This is a genomic window from Pengzhenrongella phosphoraccumulans (assembly GCF_045689905.1).
Lineage (GTDB): Bacteria > Actinomycetota > Actinomycetes > Actinomycetales > Cellulomonadaceae > Pengzhenrongella > Pengzhenrongella phosphoraccumulans.
Genome location: NZ_CP144210.1, coordinates 1830223 through 1850410, shown reverse-complemented (window position 1 = coordinate 1850410; position 20188 = coordinate 1830223). Strand labels below are relative to the sequence as shown.

Genomic DNA, 20188 nt, shown 5'->3' with positions numbered 1-20188 from the left:
TTCCCCTAGGAACGACCCGCTGAGGATGTTTCTCGGGGCAGAAGAATCGCAGTTCTTCTGCTCAGATTCCCGGGTAAGAACCCTTGACCTTCCACCAAAGTGATGCCACCAGGACGAACACGAACCCAACGGAGGCCCATCGTGAGCAACGCCACCACCCCCATCCACGCCGGCGACGAGCGACAGACGCCTGCCGAGCTCACCGAGCTGTGGGCCACCGACCCGCGCTGGGCCGGGGTCAGCCGCGACTACACGGCCGAGGACGTCGTCGCCCTGCGTGGTTCCGTCCGCGAGGCGCACACCCTGGCCCAGCGCGGTGCCGACAAGCTCTGGGAGCTGCTCCACTCGCAGGAGTGGGTGCCCGCCCTGGGTGCGCTGACCGGGAACCAGGCGGTCCAGCAGGTCCGCGCCGGCCTCAAGGCCATCTACCTCTCGGGCTGGCAGGTCGCCGCCGACGCGAACCTCTCGGGGCAGACCTACCCCGACCAGAGCCTGTACCCCGCGAACTCGGTGCCCGCCGTCGTGCGCCGGATCAACAACGCGCTGCTGCGCGCCGACCAGATCGAGTGCAGCGAGGCGAACGGCGGCCCGGTCCGGGACTGGTTCGCGCCCATCGTCGCCGACGCCGAGGCCGGCTTCGGTGGCCCGCTCAACGCCTACGAGCTGATGACCTCGATGATCGCGGCCGGCGCGGCCGGCGTGCACTGGGAGGACCAGCTCGCGTCGGAGAAGAAGTGCGGCCACCTCGGCGGCAAGGTGCTCGTGCCGACCTCGGTGCACGTGCGCACGCTCAACGCGGCCCGCCTCGCGGCCGACGTCGCCGGGGTGCCGACGATCGTCATCGCCCGCACCGACGCGCTCGGCGCCGATCTCATGACGTCCGACATCGATCCCCGCGACGCCGAGTTCCTCACCGGTGAGCGCACGCCGGAGGGCTACTTCCGGGTGCGCCCGGGCCTGGACGCCGTCGTCGCACGCGCATCGGCGTACGCCGAGTACGCCGATCTCATCTGGGTCGAGACGGGTGAGCCCGACCTCGAGCTGGCGCGCGAGTTCGCCGAGCGGATCCACGCGCTGTACCCGGGCAAGATGCTCGCGTACAACTGCTCGCCGTCGTTCAACTGGAAGGCGGCGCTCGACGACGACGCGATCGCGCGCTTCCAGAAGGAGTTGGCCTCCTACGGCTACGCATTCCAGTTCATCACCCTGGCCGGGTTCCACGCGCTCAACCACTCGATGTTCAACCTCGCCAAGGGCTACGCCGAGCGCGGCATGAGCGCCTACGTGGAGCTCCAGGAGGCCGAGTTCGCCTCTGAGGTCGACGGCTACACCGCCACGCGCCACCAGCGCGAGGTCGGCACGGGGTACTTCGACAAGGTGGCCACTGCGCTCAACCCGCAGAGCAGCACCCTGGCCCTGGCGGGCTCCACGGAGACCGCCCAGTTCACGTCTCAGCACTGACCGAACCACCACCTGCTTGCGAGCGGAGATCGCCATGACCAGCACCGCCATGCCCAGCACCGCACGGACCATCGCCCCGATGTCAGGTACCTCGAGCACCATTAGTTCGAGCACCGGCACCTCGATGACCGTGACCGCACCGCACCTCGAGATCACCGGCCACGTCGTGGTCGGCTCTGCGGAGATCCTCACGCCGGAGGCCCTCGCCTTCGTCACCGAGCTGCACACCCGGTTCCTGGGCCGGCGCCACGACCTGCTGCTCGCGCGGCAGCGGCGCCGGGCGCGCTTCGCCAACGGGGCCGACCCCGACTTCCTGGTCGAGACCCAGCCCGTCCGGGCTGACCCGACGTGGCAGGTCGCCGGGGCCGGTCCCGCCCTGGAGGACCGTCGGGTCGAGATCACCGGTCCCACCGACCGCAAGATGACCGTCAACGCGCTGAACTCCGGCGCGCTGGTCTGGCTCGCCGACCTGGAGGACGCCACCTCGCCCACCTGGGAGAACATCATCGGCGGCCAGCTCAACCTGGTCGACGCGCTGCGCGGGCGCATCGACTTCACGGCCGACGACGGCAAGGAGTACCGGCTCAAGGGCTTGCTGTCCGAGCTGCCCACGATCGTCATGCGACCGCGGGGCTGGCACCTGGCCGAGAAGCACCTGCGGTTCACGGACCGTGCGGGCCAGCGGACGGCGGCGTCGGCCAGCCTGGTCGACTTCGGGCTGTACGCGTTCCACAACGCCCAGCACCTGATCGACTCGGGGCGCGGGCCGTACTTCTACCTGGCCAAGCTCGAGGGCCACCTCGAGGCGCGGCTGTGGAACGACATCTTCCTGTTCACGCAGGAGTACCTCGGCATCCGCCGGGGCACGATCCGCGCGACCGTCCTGATCGAGACGATCACGGCGGCGTTCGAGATGGAGGAGATCCTCTACGAGCTGCGCGAGCACTGCGCGGGGCTCAACGCGGGGCGGTGGGACTACATCTTCAGCATCATCAAGAACTTCCGCACCCGTGGGCCGCGGTTCGTCCTGCCGGACCGCTCCGAGGTGACCATGACGGTGCCGTTCATGCGGGCGTACACGGAGCTGCTCGTGTCGACCTGCCACCGGCGCGGGGCGCACGCCATCGGCGGCATGGCGGCGTTCATCCCCAACCGGCGTGACCCGGAGGTCACCGAGGTCGCACTGGCCAAGGTCAAGGCGGACAAGGAGCGCGAGGCGAACGCCGGCTTCGACGGATCGTGGGTCGCGCACCCCGACCTCATCGGGGTCGCACGCGAGGTGTTCGACGGCGTGCTGGGTGAGCGGCCGAACCAGGTCGACCGCCTGCGCGACGACGTGCACGTCACGTCCGCCGAGCTGCTCGACTTCGCGTCGGCGGGGGGGCGGGTGACCGACTCGGGGGTGCGCGGCAACGTGCAGATCGCCGTGCGGTACATCGAGTCCTGGTTGCGGGGAGTGGGTGCCGCGGCGATCGACAACCTGATGGAGGACGCCGCCACCGCGGAGATCTCCCGCTCCCAGATCTGGCAGTGGATCCACCAGGGGACGGTCACCGTCGAGGGGAACCGCATCACGCACGACAGCGTCGAGCAGAGCCTCACCGAGGTGCTCGCTGGACTGCCGCGCACCGCGGACGACCGCTTCGACGACGCCGAGAAGGTGTTCCGCGACGTGGCACTCGCGGAGGCCTTCCCGACATTCCTCACGATCACCGCCTACACGCGGTTCCTGGTGCACACCTCGAGCCCGCGCACCCGCGTGGTCTGAGTGGTCTGAGTGGTCTGAGTGGCCTGCGTGGCCTGACAGGTTCCGGACCGCGGCGGGACCAACGATGTTCCCGCCGCGGACAAACCGGGCACGAAAAAGCCTTGGCGCCGCCCGGATCGGGACGTACCGTCGAGGCATCGAGAAGGGAGGTGGTCCAAGGGTGAGAACTTTTAGGACGCGAGAGGTGACTGTCCGCTAGTCGCCGCGCCTGTTGATGCAGACGCACTGGACGGACTGCTTTGCCGTTCTGTAGGCCGCGCGCGGCCTGCGAGTCCCAGGCAGTCACCGCAGCCCGTGGGAGCCGTGATCTCGTCCGTCACGGCAGGGTTCCATCAGGAGCCCAGCCCACGGGCTGTTCACTGCCCGGACTCATTTCTCGGTGCCTGCCGACGCCTGCCCGGGACGTGCCGTTCGACTCACTCGGCCGGTGAGTTACGACCCGATTCGCACCCGGATGAGAGAGTGCAGGCATGGTCGAACTGAAGAGTCGTGAACAGATCGAGCGCATCCGGACCACCGGGCGCTTCGTTGCCGAGGTCCTGGCCTCCCTGCGCCAGACCGCTGCCGTCGGCATGAGCCTGAACGACCTGGACGCCCATGCCCACGCCATGATCAAGGCGGCCGGGGCCCGCTCGGTGTACCTCGGCTACCACCCGTCGTTCGGCGCGATGCCCTACCCGGGCGTGCTGTGCACCTCCGTCAACGACGCCGCCCTGCACGGCCTGCCCTCGGACTATCGGCTGGTCGACGGCGACCTGCTGAGCGTCGACTTCGCCGTCGAGCTGGGCGGCTGGGTAGCCGATTCCGCGATCTCCTTCCAGGTCGGCACCCAGGATCCTGAGAGCCAGCGCCTGATCAAGGTCACCGAGCGTGCGCTCGCGGCGGGGATTGCGGCCGCCCGTCCCGGCGCGAAGATGGGCGACATCTCGGCTGCGATCGGCAAGGTCGGCCGGGACGCCGGTCTGGGAATCAACGCGGACTTCGGCGGCCACGGCGTCGGTCGGACGATGCACGAGGATCCGCACGTGCCCAACCTCGGCCGGGCCGGCCGCGGGCTCACCCTGCGTCCCGGGCTCGTGATCGCCATCGAGCCGTGGTTCATGGCGGGCAGCGACGACTACGTCATCGACGCCGACGGCTGGACCATTCGCTCGGCGGACGGAGCGCGCACCGCTCACGCCGAGCACACGATCGCCGTGACCGAGTCGGGTCCGGACATCCTCACCGCCCCCGTCTCACCGTCGGCGTAGTCGGACCGCCCGGCTATCCGTTCAGTCGGGATTCAGGGGTCGTCCGGTCCGGTCGGTGAACTGCCAGCCGGTGGCCGGTCGCCAGTGGATCTCGATGCCGAGGTCGTGCACGACGGTGTGGTGGTGGTAGCACAGCAGGATGCCGGTGCGGGCGTCGGTCCGGCCGTGGTCGCGGGTCCAGTGCTGGCAGTGGTGGCACTGGCACAGCCGGGGTGGGGCGTGGCAGCCGGGGTACTGGCAGTGCTTGTCGCGGGCAATGATCGCGCGCCGTAGGTGGGCGGGGTAGGTGCGGTGGGTGCGCCCGACGTCCAGGAGCTGGGAGTCGGGGCCGAACACGATGCGGGTGATGTCGGCGTCGCACAGCATCCGGTCCAGGACGGCGCGGGGCAGGGGCTGCCCGTCGTCGAACACGGCGGGGTTGAGCGCGTCGGGGTTGAGCGCCGCCCTAGGCGGGGTGGACAGGAGAGGGAAGATCCCGGTCGGGCACGAGCTCCCGGTCGTGCTGGTGCCGGTGCCCGTGGTGAGGATGAGGTTGAGCAGGGTGGGGTAGTCGACCAGGACGGACAGGTGGGGACGGGCGGCGCCGCCGGGGCCGGTCAGGTCGTGGTCCAGGGTGAGGCGGGCCAGGTCGGCCAGGGCACCGGCGCGTCGTTGGCTCGTGGTCCGGGGGTCGTCCTTGGCGGGGATGCCAGCCAGTGCGGTGAGCGCGACCAGGAGGCTCTGGCCGTGCTCGGTGGTCAGCCAACCGGACAGGTGGGCGCCGCCGGTGGTCTGGGCGATGTCGAAGAACTCGCGTTCGTTGGCGTCTCGGTAGCCGCGTTCGTCGGTGGTCGGGTCGGCGGCCACGGCCCAGCGGCGCGTCAGGGTGCGCAGCTGGTCGGGGGAGACCAGGCGAGCCTGAGCCAGCAGGAACTGCTCGTTGCAGGGGGCGTCGGGGTCGGCCAGCACGGTGCGGCGGGCGTCGCTGGTCGCGGCGACGGTGGTGAGGATCTCGGCCATCTCGACGCTGACGCGGTCGGGGCCGGCGGTGACCAGGGCGGCCGCAGTGGCAGGCAACTCGTCGCGCAGGGCGCGGCCCAGGCGGGTCAGGCGGCTCGCGCGCGCGTGGGTGATCCGGGCTCGACGCGCGAGCCAGGTCGGGAAGGTGCGTGCCCCCTTCACGGCCCACAGGCCGTCGTTCTCGATGACGGGCAGCACCCGAACGGCCAGGGCGGTGAGGCGGTCCCCGAGCTCGAAAAGGTCGTCGAACAGCCCGAGCGCGTCGGTGGAGCCCAGATCCCGGGGCTTGACCTCCGTCAGCGCGTCGACCTGCGCGCGCAGCACCGCGACCCGCTGCGAGAGCGAGAGCACACCCGACCCGTGCGTCGCCGACTCGTGCGTGGCCGACTCCTCAGTAGCCGGCCCAGGCACAGCCGACTCCTCAGTAGCCGGCCCAGGCACACCCGACTCGCGCGGGGCGGCGGCGTGAGGTGCCCGGTCGTCGTCCAGGAATGCCATCTCGCCCCACCTCCCCCGCCCGCACCATCGTGAACCATCGCGAATTTCCGATGCCACCACGATAGCGAGACCCACTGACATTCATGCGTCCGAGAGAGTTATCCACAACGCGGCACACAAATGTGGAAAAGTAATGTGGAAAGAAGAGCGGAATGAATGTCCGTGGGTGGCTCGGCCGCCACTTAGCCGATCGCTGTGCGGACCACGGGGGTGCGCGGTTGCTGGCGGGGACGGCGCGGTGCGTGGCCGTAGGCCATCTCGACGACGCGGCCGGCCGCGGTGAGCACGCGCTCGAGGTCGAGACCCGCCAGGTCCGGGACCACGGTGAAGTACTGCGCGAGGTGCGGGGGCAGCTCGATCTCGGGGGCGAGCGAGCGGAACACCAGGCGCGCGACCGACTCGGCCTCGAGCTCGTCGTCCTCGTGGCCGAGGTCCGACCGGTCTGCCCAGAGGCTTTCGGCCGGCAAGAGCTGGCTGACGTGGGTCCCCAGGTGTCCGCAGTACAGGTGCCCGAGCTCGTGGGCCAGGGTCGCGAGCTGCTCGGTCGGGCTGTACGCACGGTTGAGCATCAGGTCGTACTGGACCTCGACCGCGGCCTCGGTGAGCGGGCGCAGCCCCACGACGACTCGCTGCGCGGCGGCGCCGGCCGTCCGTCGGATGCACCCGGCGAACTCCAGCCCCCGGCCCGCCGGCAGGACGCGCACGCCATCCTGCTTCGCATTCTGGATCACCCATTCCAGCGCACTCGCCGCCTCCGGGATCTCTTTCATCCCGTAGGGGTTTCGCAGATGCAGCGGGAGCGGCCGGGAATCCTTACCTTCCTCGGTCTGGGAGACGTCGAAAAGGAACATCACCGGCCCGCCGGGCTGCAGCATCACCAACGGCTGCTGGTCGGGAAGAACGACGCGGCCATACTTTTCGCCCCACACGTGGGCGGGCAGCACAAAAGACGCGCCGGGGCGCTGGAGCAGTACGAGCAGGGCGTTGTACGGCTTGTACTGGCGAAAGCCGGCGACACGATCGAGCAACTCGGCGAGCCCATGGAAGTTCCCGAACTCCAGGGCGGCGTCGACCATGTAGTGGATCGACCGCTTGGCCTCGTTCGTCCCGCCGCCGTGGACGCGCGCACCCCGGCTCGGTGCCCTCGTCTCGGGAACGGCGTCAAAAAGGGTCTGCACCTCGCCGATACCCGCATGATCCATGGCGTCTGTGCCCCCGTTTCCCGCTGACATTCTGTCAGCCGCGCAGGTGCGTCCATTCCTGGGGGTTGAGGTCGAGCCAGGTGGCGAACGACTCGGGCTCGCGGCCGGTCAGGATGCGCACGGTGGGGGAGACCTCCGCCATCTCACCGGTGCCGATCGACGTGTACGACGTCACCCAGCCGTCGACCTCGAACGCCGGAGCGCCGTAGTGGGCGCGCGAGGCGTAGGCCTGCTCGACGGTCTCGGGCAGGTAGGTGATCGAGCGCCCGGTCACGCGGGACAGCTGCGCCGCGGCGTCTGCCATCGTCAGGGCCTCGGGACCTGTCACGTCATAGGTCAGCCCGTCGTGCGCGGTGGTGCGCTCGTCGAGCAGGACGGCGGTCGCGACGTCGGCGATGTCGTCGTGGGCGACGGCGCTCACCCGGCCATCTCCCGCGGGGCCGCGGATGACGCCGTCGGCGCCGACCAGGTGGGGAAACATCGCAAGGTAGAAGTTGTCGCGCAAGAAGGTGAAGCGCAGGCCGGTCGACCGGATGTACGCCTCGGTCGCGGCGTGGTCGCGCCCGAACGTGAACGTCGCATCGGGTGCGGCCCCCAGGAACGAGATGTAGACGATCCGGCTGACGCCGGCATCGACGGCCGCATCGACAGCGGACAGGTGCTCGGCGACCCGGTCGGCCGATTCGCGGCCAGACACCAGGAACAGCGTGTCGACGCCCTCGAGCGCGGCCCGCATCCCCGCGCGGTCGGTGTACCCCTGCGCGACGGCGACCGACGCGCCGACCAGGTCAGGCGCTCGGGCGGCGTCGCGCACCACGAGGCGCTGGTGGGCGCCCTCGGCGGCGAGGCGCAGCGCGAGCCGTCCACCGAGCTGTCCGGTCGCGCCGGTGACGGCGATGAGAGGAGTGGTCACGTCTTCGAACCTAGAGCAGAGAATGAGCCATGGCTGATCCGTATCGCGTCATGACCGTGTGCACCGGCAACATCTGTCGCTCGCCGATGGCCGAGGTGGTGCTCCGGGACCGGTTCGTGGCCGCGGGGCTCGCCGGGCGCGTCGTCGTCGACTCGACCGGGATCAGCTCCGAGGAGCACGGCAACCCCATCGACCCGCGGGCTGGGGCCGCGCTCGCCGCGCGCGGGTACGACGTGCCGGTGCGCTCGGCCCGGCGGGTCCGGGCGGGCGACCTGGTCGCGGCCGACCTCGTCCTGGCGATGACGGAGGTGCACGCGCAGGCCCTGCGGCGCATCGCGGGGGCCGACGACGCCGCCGTCCGCCGGGTGGTCATGCTCCGCTCGTTCGATCCCGCGGCGCCGCACGTCGCGCCGGGGGCGCGCGAGCACGTGCTCGACGTCGACGACCCCTGGTACGGCGGTCCGGACGACTTCGAGGTGTGCCTCACGCAGCTCGAGGCGGCGGCGGACGGCGTCGTCGCCCGGGTGCGGGCCGACCTGGCCGGGCGGCCCGCGGGGACCTGAGCCGCGCCGTCGGGCAGGCGAAGAGTCAGACGATCGGAGCCGGCGGTTCAGAGCGAGCTGGTCACAGCCAGTCGTTGTGCCGGAAGAGCGCGTGCAGGCCGACGCAGATGCCCGCGATCACCGCGAGGACCACGAAGTAGCCGTACCGCATGGTCAGCTCGGGCATGTACTGGAAGTTCATCCCGTAGATCCCGGCGATGGCCGTGGGCACGAGTGCGATCGCCGCCCAGGCCGAGATCTTGCGCATGTCCTCGTTCTGGCGGACCGTCACGCGGCTCTGCTCGATGGTCACCTGGGCGAGGTTGGCCGCGAGCACGTTGGTCAGGAGATGGTCGTAGCCCTCGATCGCGTCTCCGGCTCGAAGCAGGTGGTCGTGCACGTCGCGGAAGTACGGCTGGGCGGCCTCACCGACCCACGGCACCTCGCCGGCGACGAGGCGCTGCAGCGGCACGGTGAGCGGGATGACCGCGCGGCGGAACTCCAGGACCTCGCTCTTGAGCTTGTAGATGCGCTCGGAGTGCTCGCCGCCGTCGCCGCCGAAGACCTGCTCCTCGATCTCGTCGATGTCGACGCCGATCGCCTCGACCACCTCGAGGTAGCCGTCCACCACGAGGTCCAGCGCGCGGTACAGGACGGCGGCCGGGCCGTGCGCGAGCAGTGCCGGGCTCGCCTCGAGCTCGGCGCGCACCGTGGCGGGCACGTCCGAGATCCCGTGGCGGACCGTGATGACGAAGTGCTTGCCGAGGAAGACCGCCAGCTCGCTGAGCTGGACGACCTCCTCGTGGTCGACGTACCGCGCGGGCTTGACCACGGCGAACGTGACGTCGCCGTAGCGCTCGAGCTTGGGGCGCTGGTGGGCGCGGACGGCGTCGTCGATCGCGAGCATCGGCAAAGTGAAGTCGATCGAGATCTCCTCGAACTCCGCGGCGGTGGGCTCGAACAGCCCGATCCACACGAAGCCGCCACCGGCTGTCGCCTGGCGCAGCGCTCCGGCGATGTCGGCGACGCCGTGCTGGCTGCGGCCGTCGAGGTACAGGGCGCTGTCGACGATCATCTGGCGAGGCTATCCCGCGGGAACGACGAGGATGACGGGCATGAAGGTCTCGCGCCGCGCCCAGGTCCCCCCGTTCGCCGTCATGGAGATCATCGCGGCGGCGAACGCCCGCCAGGCCGCCGGGCAGTCGGTGCTCAACCTGTGCGCGGGCGAGCCGTCGAACGGCGCGTCCGACGCGGTGCGGGAGCTCGCCACCTCGCTCCTCGCGACCGCCCACCTGGGGTACACCGAGTCGCTCGGCGCCCCGCCGATCCGGCGCGCGATCGCGGAGCACTACCGGCGTTGGTACGGCCTCGAGGTCGACCCGGCGCAGGTGGCCGTCACGACCGGGTCGTCGGGCGCGTTCATGCTCGCGTTCCTGGCCGCGTTCGACGTCGGTGACCGGGTCGCGCTCGCCCGCCCCGGGTACCCGGCCTACAAGAACATCCTCACCGCGCTCGGCTGCGAGGTCGTCGAGCTCGCATGCGGCCCTCAGACCCGGTACCAGCCGACCGTCGCGCAGCTCGAGGCGATGGATCCCCCGCCCGTCGGCCTGATGATCGCCAGCCCGGCGAACCCGACCGGCACGATGATCAGCCCGACCGAGCTGGCCGCGCTGGCGCAGTGGTGCACGGCGCACGGGGTGCGGCTGATCAGCGACGAGATCTACCACGGCATCACGTACGGCACGGAGCTCGGCACCGACTCCGGCGCCCGCTCGGGCGCTGTCCCGGGGCAAGGCGCCGGGGCGACGACGGCGGCCCGGTACCTCGGCGAGGGCGCCGTCGTCGTGAGCTCGTTCTCGAAGTACTGGGCGATGACCGGGTGGCGCCTGGGCTGGCTGCTGCTGCCCACCGACCTGGTCGCGCCGGTGGACGCGCTCGCGGGCAACGTCGCGCTGTGCCCCCCGGCGCTCGCGCAGCATGCCGGCGTGGCCGCGTTCAGCCCGGCCGGGTATGCCGCCGCGGCGGACAACGTCGCGCGGTACGCCGCCTGTCGCGAGCTCCTGCTCGCGCGGCTGCCCGAGCTGGGCTGGGACCGGGTGGCCCCGGCCGACGGCGCCTTCTACCTGTACGCCGACATCTCCGCCTCCGGCCTGGACTCGATCACCTGGTGCGCGCGTCTGCTCGACGAGGCCGGCGTCGCGCTGACGCCCGGGACCGACTTCGACACGGTCGACGGCGCGTCCTGGGTGCGGCTGTCGTTCGCGTCGTCGATCGAGGTGGTCTCCGCGGCGGTGGACCGGATCGTGGCGTGGCAGCGGACGCTGTGATCGCCGTCGGGCAGCGGACGCTGTGATCGCCGTCGGGCAGCGGCCCCGACCTGGTCGGGGGCCGCGGCGCCCGGACGAGCGGCACCGAACCGGGTCCCCGCGCGTTGGACGGGCAACAGGTCGGGCTCTTCGCCCGTCCGTCGAGGAGGATTCACCGTGAAGTGTCCCGTGGACGTCGACGTCGAGCTGGTGATGTCCGAGCGCCAGGGCGTCGAGATCGACTACTGCCCCCAGTGCCGGGGGATCTGGCTCGACCGCGGTGAGCTCGACAAGATCCTCGACCGCGCGATGCCCGTTCCGTCCGCGGCCGTCCCCGCGGCACCCGTGCCCGTCGCGGCTGTGCCGACCCGGCGGGAGGACCCGCGCTACGACCCACGGTTCCGCGACGATCGCGATCGTGACAGCCACGACAGCCACGACAGCCACGACAGCCACGACAGCCACGACAGCCACGACCGGCACGACAGCCATGACAGCCATGACAGCCACGACAGCCGCGCCTACGGCGACAAGAAGAAGCGCAAGGGCTCCTGGCTCGGGGACATCCTGGACTTCTGACCGGGTCCACGAGGCGGAAGGGCTACGTCGAACCCCGCCGCACGCCGTACCCTGGCGCCACCACACAATCGAATACTTGCTGCTCGAGCTGCGGCGGGAGAGTCCTCCCGTGCGCCGCCGGAATCGCTCGGCCCCGGCCGATCACCCGACGGCTGCGGCGAGGCGCCGAAGGAGCAACCCTCCCCGGGAATCTCTCAGGCCCCCGTACCGCCGTGGCGAGGCAACTCTGGAAAGCGGCCCCGCATCCAACGGGGCCCACCGACGGTGCAAGCCGGCGCGCCCCGAGCCTGGTCACCCAGGCGCTGGCGGACCGGCAAAACTCTCAGGTCGACGGCTGACGCCGCCGGATGACAGAGCGGGGAGGCCACCCGTCTGCTTTCCGGCGCCCGCCGGACGTCCATCCGGAGCCGCACCGTGACCGAGACCACCGACGCACCCCAGACCCGCCCGACCGGCGCGACGCTCACCGGCCCGACGGCGGCCGCCCCCGAGTTCGCCGACCGGCACATCGGACCGCGCGGCGCCGAGACCGCGCACATGCTCGCGCAGCTCGGCTACGACTCGCTCGACGCGCTCGTCGACGCCGCGGTACCCGCGTCCATCCGCTCCGCGCGCCCGCTCGATCTGCCGGCGGCCCGCAGCGAGGAGGAGGTCCTCGCCGACCTCCGTGCGATCGCCGCGAAGAACACCGTGATGACGCAGATGATCGGCCTCGGGTACTCCGACACGTTCACCCCCGCCGTCATCCGCCGCAACGTGCTCGAGTCGCCCGCCTGGTACACCGCCTACACGCCCTACCAGCCGGAGATCTCGCAGGGTCGGCTCGAAGCGATGCTCAACTTCCAGACCATGATCGGCGACCTCACCGCGCTGCCGATCGCGAACGCGTCGCTGCTCGACGAGGCCACGGCCGTCGCCGAGGCCGCGCTCCTGATGCGCCGCGCGGTCAAGGGTCGCCCGGACGGCGTCGTCGTGCTCGACGCCGAGTGCCTGCCGCAGACGATCGCCGTCACGATGGGCCGGGCCGAGGCGATCGGGCTCACCGTCGTGGTCGCCGACCTGTCCGACGGCCTCCCGGCCGGGATCGGCGGGGCCGACGGCGTGATCGGCGTCGTGCTCCAGCAGCCCGGGGTGTCGGGCGTCGTGCGCGACCTGCGGGGCGTCGTCGGGCAGGCGAAAGAGGCCGGCGCGCTGGTCACCGTCGCGGCGGACCTGCTCTCGCTCACGCTGCTCACCCCGCCCGGCGAGCTCGGCGCGGACGTCGCGGTCGGCAGCAGCCAGCGCTTCGGGGTGCCGCTGTTCTACGGCGGCCCGCACGCCGCGTACATGGCCGTCCGGACCGGGCTCGAACGGATGATCCCGGGGCGGCTCGTGGGCGTCTCGATCGACGCCGACGGCGACCGGGCGTACCGGCTCGCGCTGCAGACCCGCGAGCAGCACATCCGTCGCGAGAAGGCGACGAGCAACATCTGCACCGCGCAGGCGCTGCTCGCGATCGTCGCGTCGATGTACGCCGTCTATCACGGGCCCGACGGCCTGCGGGCGATCGCGGAGCGTGTGCACGCCCGCGCGGTCGAGGTGGCCGACCGCCTGCAGGCGGCCGGCGTCGCCATCGACCACGGTGTCTACTTCGACACCGTGCGCGCGGTCGTGCCGGGCCGGGCGCAGGTGGTGGTCGCCGCCGCGGCCGCGCGCGGGATCAACCTGTGGGCGCCCGACGACGACCACGTCCAGATCGCGTGCGACGAGACCACGACGTCGGCGCACGTGCTGACCGTGGTCGAGGCGTTCGGCGGCGCCGGTGCGGCCGTACCGCCGGGCACCGCCTGGGCGCCGACGGCGTCCGGGGCACCCGCGACGTCGGACCTGCCGGCCTGGACCCTGCGCACGAGCGAGTACCTCACCCACCCGGTGTTCCACGCGCACCGCTCCGAGACGTCGATGCTGCGGTACCTGCGCCGGCTGTCGGACCTGGACCTCGCGCTGGACCGTTCGATGATCCCGCTGGGCTCGTGCACCATGAAGCTCAACGCGACGACCGAGATGGAACCCATCTCCTGGCCCGAGTTCGCCTCGATCCACCCGTATGCGCCGCGGGAGCAGGCCGCCGGGTACACCGAGCTGATCGACACCCTGACGACCTGGCTCGCCGAGATCACCGGGTATGCCGCGGTGTCGGTGCAGCCGAACGCCGGCTCGCAGGGCGAGTTCGCCGGGCTGCTGGCCATCCGCGGGTACCTGCGGGCGACCGCGGCGCCGGGCGACGTCGACCGGGACGTGTGCCTGATCCCGGCGTCGGCGCACGGCACGAACGCGGCTTCGGCGGCGCTCGCGGGTCTGCGGGTCGTGGTCGTCGCGACGGCCGCGGACGGGTCGGTCGAGCTCGACGACCTGCGCGCCAAGCTGGCCGAGCACGGCCCCCGCGTCGCCGCGATCATGATCACCTACCCGTCCACGCACGGGGTGTTCGAGGAGCACGTCGGGGAGGCCTGCGCCCTTGTACATGCAGCGGGTGGTCAGGTGTACATCGATGGCGCGAACCTGAACGCGCTCGTCGGGCTGGCCCGGCCGGGCGAGTTCGGCGGCGACGTGTCGCACCTGAACCTGCACAAGACGTTCTGCATCCCGCACGGCGGCGGCGGCCCCGGCGTCGGGCCCATCGCGGTCGGGGCGCACCTCGCGCCCTACCTGCCGGGGGACCTGACGCTGCGGGCCGACGCCGGCCTGGGCACCTCCAGCGCTGCCGCCGGCTGGCGGGCGCCGGTCTCCGCAGCGCCGTTCGGCTCGGCGGGCATCCTGCCGATCTCGTTCGCGTACGTCGCGATGATGGGCGGCGAGGGGCTGCGGCGCGCGACCGAGGTCGCCATCCTCGGCGCGAACTACATCGCCTCGCGGCTGACCGAGCACTACCCGGTGCTGTACACGGGTCCGGCCGGGCTGGTCGCGCACGAGTGCATCCTCGACCTGCGCGCGATCACCAAGGAGACCGGCGTGACCGCCGAGGACGTCGCCAAGCGGCTGATGGACTACGGCTTCCACGCCCCGACGCTGTCGTTCCCGGTCTCGGGCACGCTCATGGTCGAGCCGACCGAGAGCGAGGACCTCGCCGAGGTCGACCGGTTCATCGACGCGATGATCGCGATCCGTGGCGAGATCGACGCCGTCGGCGCCGGTCGTTGGCCGCTGTCCGACTCACCGCTGCGCGGCGCACCGCACACGGCCGAGTCGTTGACGGTCGACGAGTGGACCAAGCCGTACAGCCGCGAGCAGGCCGCCTACCCGGTGGCGACGTTGCGCGGCGCGAAGTACTGGCCCCCGGTTCGCCGCATCGACAACGCCCACGGCGACCGCCACCTGATCTGCAGCTGCCCCCCTCTGGACTCCTACTAACCCCCACTCCTACAAAAACCCGGCCACAACGGCCCGCCGAACTCGGAGGTTTGCCTCGAACTCGCACAGTGCAGTGTCCTAGTTCGACGTAAACCTCCGAGTTCGGCGGGGGTGTGGTGGTGGAGAGAGAGATGTGATGGCTGAGATTCTTAGTCCGTTGGATTCCGTGCATGTCGCGCTCGGGGGCGTGATGGTGCCGTTCGCCGGCTGGAGCATGCCGCTGCGGTACACGTCCGACCTCGCCGAGCACGTCGCCGTGCGGGCGGCCGCCGGGATCTTCGACCTGTCCCACATGGGCGAGATCCGGGTGTCGGGTCCGCAGGCTGCCACCGCGCTGGACTACGCGCTGGTCGGCAACCTCTCCGCGGTGTCGGTCGGCAAGGCCCGCTACACGATGATCTGCGCGGCCGACGGCGCCGTCGTCGACGACCTGGTCGTCTATCGCACGGCCGACGACGAGTACCTCGTCGTCGCGAACGCGTCCAACCACGACGTCGTGCTGGCCGAGCTCGAGCAGCGGTGCACCGCGTTCGACGCGACGGTCACCGACGAGTCGGCCCAGACCGCGCTGATCGCCGTGCAGGGGCCGCGCGCTCAGGAGATCGTCACGGCCGTCACCGCGCCGCAGGACGCCACCGCAGTCGCCGAGCTGAAGTACTACACCGGCCTGCCCGCGACGGTCGCGGGGATCCCCGCGCTGGTCGCCCGCACCGGGTACACCGGCGAGGACGGCTTCGAGCTGTTCGTGCCGGCCGAGCAGGCCGTCGCGCTGTGGGCGGCCCTGACCAGCGCCGGCGAGCCGTTCGGCCTCGTGCCGGCCGGGCTCTCGGCCCGCGACAGCCTGCGCCTCGAGGCCGGGATGCCGCTGTACGGCAACGAGCTGGACCGCACCACCACGCCGTACGACGCCGGCCTGGGCCGCGTGGTCAAGCTCGACAAGACCGACGCCGACGGCGCACCGCTCGACTTCGTCGGTCGCGGACCGCTCTACGCGCGCAAGCACTCGGCGCCGTCCCGGGTGCTGGTGGGCCTGCAGGGTCTGGGACGGCGCGCCGCCCGTCACGGCTACTCGGTGCTGCGGTCGGCGGAGGCGGCCGACGTCGTCGTCGGGCACGTGACGTCGGGTGCGCCGTCCCCCACGCTCGGCTACCCGATCGCGATGGCCTACGTGACTCCCGAGGTCAGTGCGGTGGGCACCGAGCTCGCGGTCGACGTGCGCGGGCGCGCCGAGCCCGTGCGCGTGGTGGCCCTGCCGTTCTACCGTCGTGCGCAATAGCCCCGCGCCCGCAGCCACTCGCATCGCAGCCACTCGCATCCCCGACCTGAGGAGAACCCCATGAGCACCTTTCCCGAAGACCGGCTTTACACCGCCGAGCACGAGTGGCTGGCCGCCGGCGACCCCGTGACGTTCGGCATCACCGACACCGCCTCCGAGGCGCTCGGCGACATCGTCTACCTCGAGCTTCCGGCCGTCGGCTCTCAGATCGTGGCGGGTGCCGTCTGCGGCGAGATCGAGTCGACGAAGTCCGTCTCCGAGCTGTACTCCCCGGTGTCGGGGACGGTGACGGAGGTCAACCAGGCGGCGATCGACGACCCTGCGCTGGTCAACTCCGACCCGTACGGCATGGGCTGGCTCGTGCAGGCGACCGTGAGCGCGACCGGCGACCTCATCTCAGCGGCCGAGTACGAGGCTCTGGTTGCGGGCTAGCCTGTTCGGGTGATCTCATCGGCGAGCATCGATGGCTACGGCTCGCTCTGTGACCTGCGCAAACGTTCACAATGCCCCGAATTCCTCCCGACGTTGGAAGGCTGCCGCCGAGACTGCGGGTGAAATCCGCGTCATACCCTCCAGCCCTCGGCATCTCTCAAGGTGTTAGGTCACAGCGGAGTTTTCGAGCAGGACGTCGAAGCACCCGTGAGCATCCGGAGGGCATCATGAGCACACTCGAACTGGTCAGGCTCCCCGAGCCTGTCGCGCCTGTCCCGACCGCCTCCCCGGTGGCGACCGTTCTCGAGCCGCTGACCCGGCGCGAGCTCGTCGTCCTGGGCAACCTCTCGGAAGATGTGACCCTCGAGGAGATCGCGTCCAAGCTCTTCGTCACGCGCAACACGGTCAAGTCGCAGGTCCGCAGCCTGTATCGCAAGATCGGCGTCTCGACTCGTGCTGATGCGGTCGCTTGGGCGACGTCCGCTGGGCTCCGCTGACCTCACCCTGCACAACCGGCGGGTCTGGCACGACGCCGACCCGCCCCTCATACCCCCGCGCCCCGTGGCTCGTCGAGGTACGGCTGACCCTTGACGGCGGGTCGGTCGACCTTGGCGGGCCACGGTCATGCTCGGGCAGGTCCGGCGCGCTGGCACACTCTCGGGCATGACCTCCGTGCGACCGCCGGTGCTCGTCGTCGCCGCCGCGATCGTCGATGACCTCGCCTCACCGCGGCACCTTCTTGCTGCCCGACGGCGCATCCCCGCTCAGCTCGCCGGTCGCTGGGAGTTCCCGGGCGGGAAGGTCGAGCCGGGGGAGGCTCCGCTCGACGCGCTGCACCGCGAGCTGCTCGAGGAGCTCGGCGTCGAGGTCCACCTCGGGATCGAGCTGCCCGGTCCGGCCGACGGCGTCTGGCCGCTCAACGGGCCGTACGTCCTGCGGTTGTGGCTGGCCACGGTCACCTCAGGTCACCCGGAGCCGCTGGTCGAGCACGACGAGCTGCGCTGGCTCCCCCGGGGTGGGTGGCGTTGCGTCCCGTGGCTGGATGCGGACCTCCCCATCGTCGCCGCGCTCGAGGCCGCCACGAGGCCGACCGGCGCGAGCTGAGAGGCCGCCGTCGGCCACCTGGAGACAGGGCAAGGACCGCCCGCCCAGTCTCAGCTGGGCGGGCGGTCCTGTGGCTTGGCCCGCAGAGTGTGGCTGTCAGGCGGTGGGGTGGAGCGTGGCCCGGACCGTCTTGGTGGCGGCCACCATGTGCTCCAGGCTCGGGGTGACTTCCTGGTAGCGGCGGGTCTTGAGTCCGCAGTCCGGGTTGACCCACAGCTCGTGGGCGTCGATCGAACCGACCGCGGCGCCGAGCAGCTCGGTCACCTCGGCCTCGCTGGGCACGCGCGGGGAGTGGATGTCCCACACCCCCGGGCCGATGCCGCGCGGGTAGCCGACCTCGGCGATCGGCTCGAGGATCTCCATCTTCGACCGGGCCGCCTCGATGCTCGTGACGTCGGCATCGAGGCCGTCGATCGCGCCGATGATCTCGCCGAACTCGGAGTAGCACAGGTGGGTGTGGATCTGGGTGTCCGCGCGCACGCCCGACGTCGCCAGCCGGAACGAGGCCACCGACCAGTCGAGGTAGGCGCTCTGGTCGGCCGCGCGCAGGGGGAGGAGCTCGCGCAGCGCGGGCTCGTCGACCTGGACGATCGGGATCCCGGCCGCCTCGAGGTCCGCGATCTCGTCGCGCAGGGCGAGCGCGACCTGGTTGGCCGTGTCGCCGAGCGGCTGGTCGTTGCGGACGAACGACCAGGCCAGGATCGTGACCGGCCCGGTGAGCATGCCCTTGACCGGCTTGGTGGTGAGCGACGCGGTGTAGGTCGACCACGCCACGGTGATGGGGGCCGGGCGCGCGACGTCGCCCCACAGGATCGGCGGCCGCACGCAGCGCGAGCCGTACGACTGCACCCACCCGTTCTGCGTGGCCGCGAACCCGTCGAGGTTCTCGGCGAAGTACTGCACCATGTCGTTGCGCTCGGGCTCGCCGTGCACCAGCACGTCCAGACCGATCTGCTCCTGGAGCGTGACGACGCGCTGGATCTCGGCGCGCATCTCGGCCTCGTACTGCTCGGTGCTCAGCTCGCCCTTGGCGTGCGCGGCGCGCGACTTGCGGATCTCGGGGGTCTGCGGGAAGGACCCGATGGTCGTGGTCGGCAGAGGAGGCAGGTGCAGCCGGGCGGCCTGCGCGGCCTTGCGTGCGGCGTAGTCCCCGCGGTGGAACGCCTCGCTGGTCAGGCCGGCCAGGCGGGCACGGACCTCCGGACGCACGACGCCGGGTGCGGTGCTGCGGTTGGCCAGCGCGGCGGTGGACGCGGCGAGGTGGTCGGCGATGGCGGCGCGGCCCTCGTCCAGCCCGACGGCGAGGGTCGCGACCTCACCGACCTTCTGATCGGCGAAGGCCAGCCACTCACGCAGGGTGGGGTCGAGCGCGGGCTCGTCGTCGACGTCGTGCGGCACGTGCAGCAGCGAGGTCGAGGTGCCGACCGAGACGGTCGCGGCGCCCAGGGTGCCGACCGCGTCGAGCCGGTCCAGCGCGGCGGACAGGTCGGCGCGCCAGATGTTGTGGCCGTCGATGACGCCGGCGACCAGAGCCTTCGACTCGAGCCCCGCGACCGGACCGGCCGGCAGCGTGCCGCGGACCAGGTCGAGCGCGATGCCGTCGACAGCCGTCGCGGCCAGCGCCGGCAGGGCCGCACCGAGGTCTCCGTACGGGGCGGCGACGAGGATCGCGGGCCGGGTCGGCCGGGCAAGGTCGCCGGCGAGCACGGTGTACGCCTCGACGAGGGCGGCGATGGCTCGCTCGGGGGTGACGTCGATCGAGTCGGACACCAGCGCGGGCTCGTCGAGCTGCACCCAGGTCGCGCCGGCCGCGGCGAGCGCGGTGAGCAGCTCGACGTACACGGGCAGGAGGTCCGCGAGCCGGTCGATCGGCGCGAAGCCCTCGGGGGCGCCGTCGGCCGCCTTCGCCAGGAGCAGGAACGTCACCGGACCGACCAGGACGGGACGTGTCAGCACGCCCTCGGCCAGGCCCTCGGCGAACTCACGCACGGGTCGGTCGTCCGCGAACCGGAAGACGGTGTCCGGGCCGATCTCGGGCACGAGGTAGTGATAGTTCGTGTCGAACCACTTCGTCATCTCGGCCGGCAGGTCGTCGCCCGCGCCGCGCGCGATCGTCGAGTAGCCCGCGAGGTCGAGGCGACCGGTGGCCGGGTCCACGAGGTGCGCGAACCGCGCCGGGACGGCCCCGACCACCACGGCAGCGTCGAGCACCTGGTCGTAGAACGAGAAGTTGGACGGGATCGAGGCGTCGGTCGGGTCGAGGCCGAGCTCGATCAGGCGCGTGCGCGTGCGGCTGCGCAGCGCGGCGGCCGCCTGCTCGACGTCGTCCGCGGTAGTCTTGCCTGCCCAGAACGACTCGATCGCCTTCTTGAGCTCGCGGCGCGGGCCGACGCGGGGGTACCCGAGGACGGTGCCGCCGGGGAAGCCCGGCGCGTGGGACGTGGGAGCTGCAGTCATGTCGTCGACCC

At 71.4% G+C, this 20188-nt stretch carries 16 protein-coding genes and 1 riboswitch; of the genes, 11 read left to right on the top strand and 5 right to left on the bottom strand.

Translation table 11 applies throughout. The annotated features are described in order from the left end of the window. Positions 1-141: 141 nt before the first annotated feature. The 3 genes from aceA (at position 142) to map (ending at position 4479) form a co-directional block, all read left to right on the top strand. Positions 142-1461 carry an isocitrate lyase gene (gene aceA / locus VTA80_RS08540; protein WP_407344960.1) on the top strand — a complete coding sequence of 440 codons (1320 nt, stop codon included), beginning with the start codon at positions 142-144 and terminating at the stop codon, positions 1459-1461. 79 nt (positions 1462-1540) lie between these two features. Next, positions 1541-3229, top strand: coding sequence for a malate synthase A (gene aceB / locus VTA80_RS08535; protein ID WP_407345734.1), 1689 nt, complete (start codon positions 1541-1543; stop codon positions 3227-3229). 470 nt (positions 3230-3699) lie between these two features. Then, positions 3700-4479 carry a type I methionyl aminopeptidase gene (map, locus tag VTA80_RS08530; RefSeq protein WP_407344959.1) on the top strand — a complete coding sequence of 260 codons (780 nt, stop codon included), beginning with the start codon at positions 3700-3702 and terminating at the stop codon, positions 4477-4479. 21 nt (positions 4480-4500) lie between these two features. Here the strand turns inward: map and VTA80_RS08525 are convergent, their stop codons facing one another. The 3 genes from VTA80_RS08525 to VTA80_RS08515 form a co-directional block, all read right to left on the bottom strand. Continuing rightward, complete coding sequence (locus tag VTA80_RS08525) at positions 4501-5976, bottom strand: DUF222 domain-containing protein (protein ID WP_407344958.1); 1476 nt, start codon at positions 5974-5976, stop codon at positions 4501-4503. 182 nt (positions 5977-6158) lie between these two features. Next, a complete protein-coding gene (locus VTA80_RS08520) occupies positions 6159-7178 on the bottom strand; it encodes an ImmA/IrrE family metallo-endopeptidase (protein ID WP_407344957.1) in 1020 nt (339 codons plus the stop codon). Positions 7179-7212: 34 nt separating this feature from the next. After that, complete coding sequence (locus VTA80_RS08515) at positions 7213-8091, bottom strand: SDR family oxidoreductase (RefSeq protein WP_407344956.1); 879 nt, start codon at positions 8089-8091, stop codon at positions 7213-7215. A gap of 29 nt (positions 8092-8120) precedes the next feature. Here VTA80_RS08515 and VTA80_RS08510 point away from each other — a divergent pair, with 29 nt between their 5' ends. Further along, the gene (locus tag VTA80_RS08510) at positions 8121-8654 is read left to right on the top strand and encodes a low molecular weight protein-tyrosine-phosphatase (RefSeq protein ID WP_407344955.1); all 534 of its coding nucleotides are present in this window, start codon (positions 8121-8123) and stop codon (positions 8652-8654) included. Positions 8655-8715: 61 nt separating this feature from the next. Here the strand turns inward: VTA80_RS08510 and VTA80_RS08505 are convergent, their stop codons facing one another. After that, positions 8716-9708 carry a magnesium and cobalt transport protein CorA gene (locus VTA80_RS08505; RefSeq protein ID WP_407344954.1) on the bottom strand — a complete coding sequence of 331 codons (993 nt, stop codon included), beginning with the start codon at positions 9706-9708 and terminating at the stop codon, positions 8716-8718. 40 nt (positions 9709-9748) lie between these two features. Between VTA80_RS08505 and VTA80_RS08500 the strand changes: the two genes are divergently transcribed. From VTA80_RS08500 to VTA80_RS08470, 7 genes are all read left to right on the top strand, one after another. Then, on the top strand, positions 9749-10960 hold the full coding sequence (locus VTA80_RS08500) for a pyridoxal phosphate-dependent aminotransferase (protein WP_407344953.1): 1212 nt from the start codon (positions 9749-9751) through the stop codon (positions 10958-10960). Positions 10961-11116: 156 nt separating this feature from the next. After that, the gene (locus VTA80_RS08495; RefSeq protein WP_407344952.1) at positions 11117-11518 is read left to right on the top strand and encodes a zf-TFIIB domain-containing protein; all 402 of its coding nucleotides are present in this window, start codon (positions 11117-11119) and stop codon (positions 11516-11518) included. An 84-nt stretch (positions 11519-11602) separates the two neighbouring features. After that, a riboswitch (glycine riboswitch) is annotated at positions 11603-11738 on the top strand. 317 nt (positions 11739-12055) lie between these two features. Next, complete coding sequence (gcvP, locus tag VTA80_RS08490; protein ID WP_407345733.1) at positions 12056-14908, top strand: aminomethyl-transferring glycine dehydrogenase; 2853 nt, start codon at positions 12056-12058, stop codon at positions 14906-14908. A gap of 136 nt (positions 14909-15044) precedes the next feature. Then, a complete protein-coding gene (gcvT, locus tag VTA80_RS08485; protein ID WP_407344951.1) occupies positions 15045-16184 on the top strand; it encodes a glycine cleavage system aminomethyltransferase GcvT in 1140 nt (379 codons plus the stop codon). Positions 16185-16244: 60 nt separating this feature from the next. After that, complete coding sequence (gene gcvH / locus VTA80_RS08480; protein ID WP_407344950.1) at positions 16245-16616, top strand: glycine cleavage system protein GcvH; 372 nt, start codon at positions 16245-16247, stop codon at positions 16614-16616. Between the two features lie 227 nt (positions 16617-16843). After that, entirely contained in the window at positions 16844-17113 is a 270-nt protein-coding gene (locus VTA80_RS08475; protein WP_407344949.1) for a LuxR C-terminal-related transcriptional regulator, read from the top strand. Positions 17114-17279: 166 nt separating this feature from the next. Continuing rightward, on the top strand, positions 17280-17720 hold the full coding sequence (locus VTA80_RS08470) for a (deoxy)nucleoside triphosphate pyrophosphohydrolase (protein WP_407344948.1): 441 nt from the start codon (positions 17280-17282) through the stop codon (positions 17718-17720). Between the two features lie 96 nt (positions 17721-17816). On the opposite strand, the gene metE is transcribed toward VTA80_RS08470, so the two are convergent. Then, positions 17817-20177 (bottom strand): 5-methyltetrahydropteroyltriglutamate--homocysteine S-methyltransferase, encoded by a 2361-nt coding sequence (gene metE / locus VTA80_RS08465; protein ID WP_407344947.1) that lies wholly within the window; start codon positions 20175-20177, stop codon positions 17817-17819. Between the last annotated feature and the right edge of the window lie 11 nt (positions 20178-20188).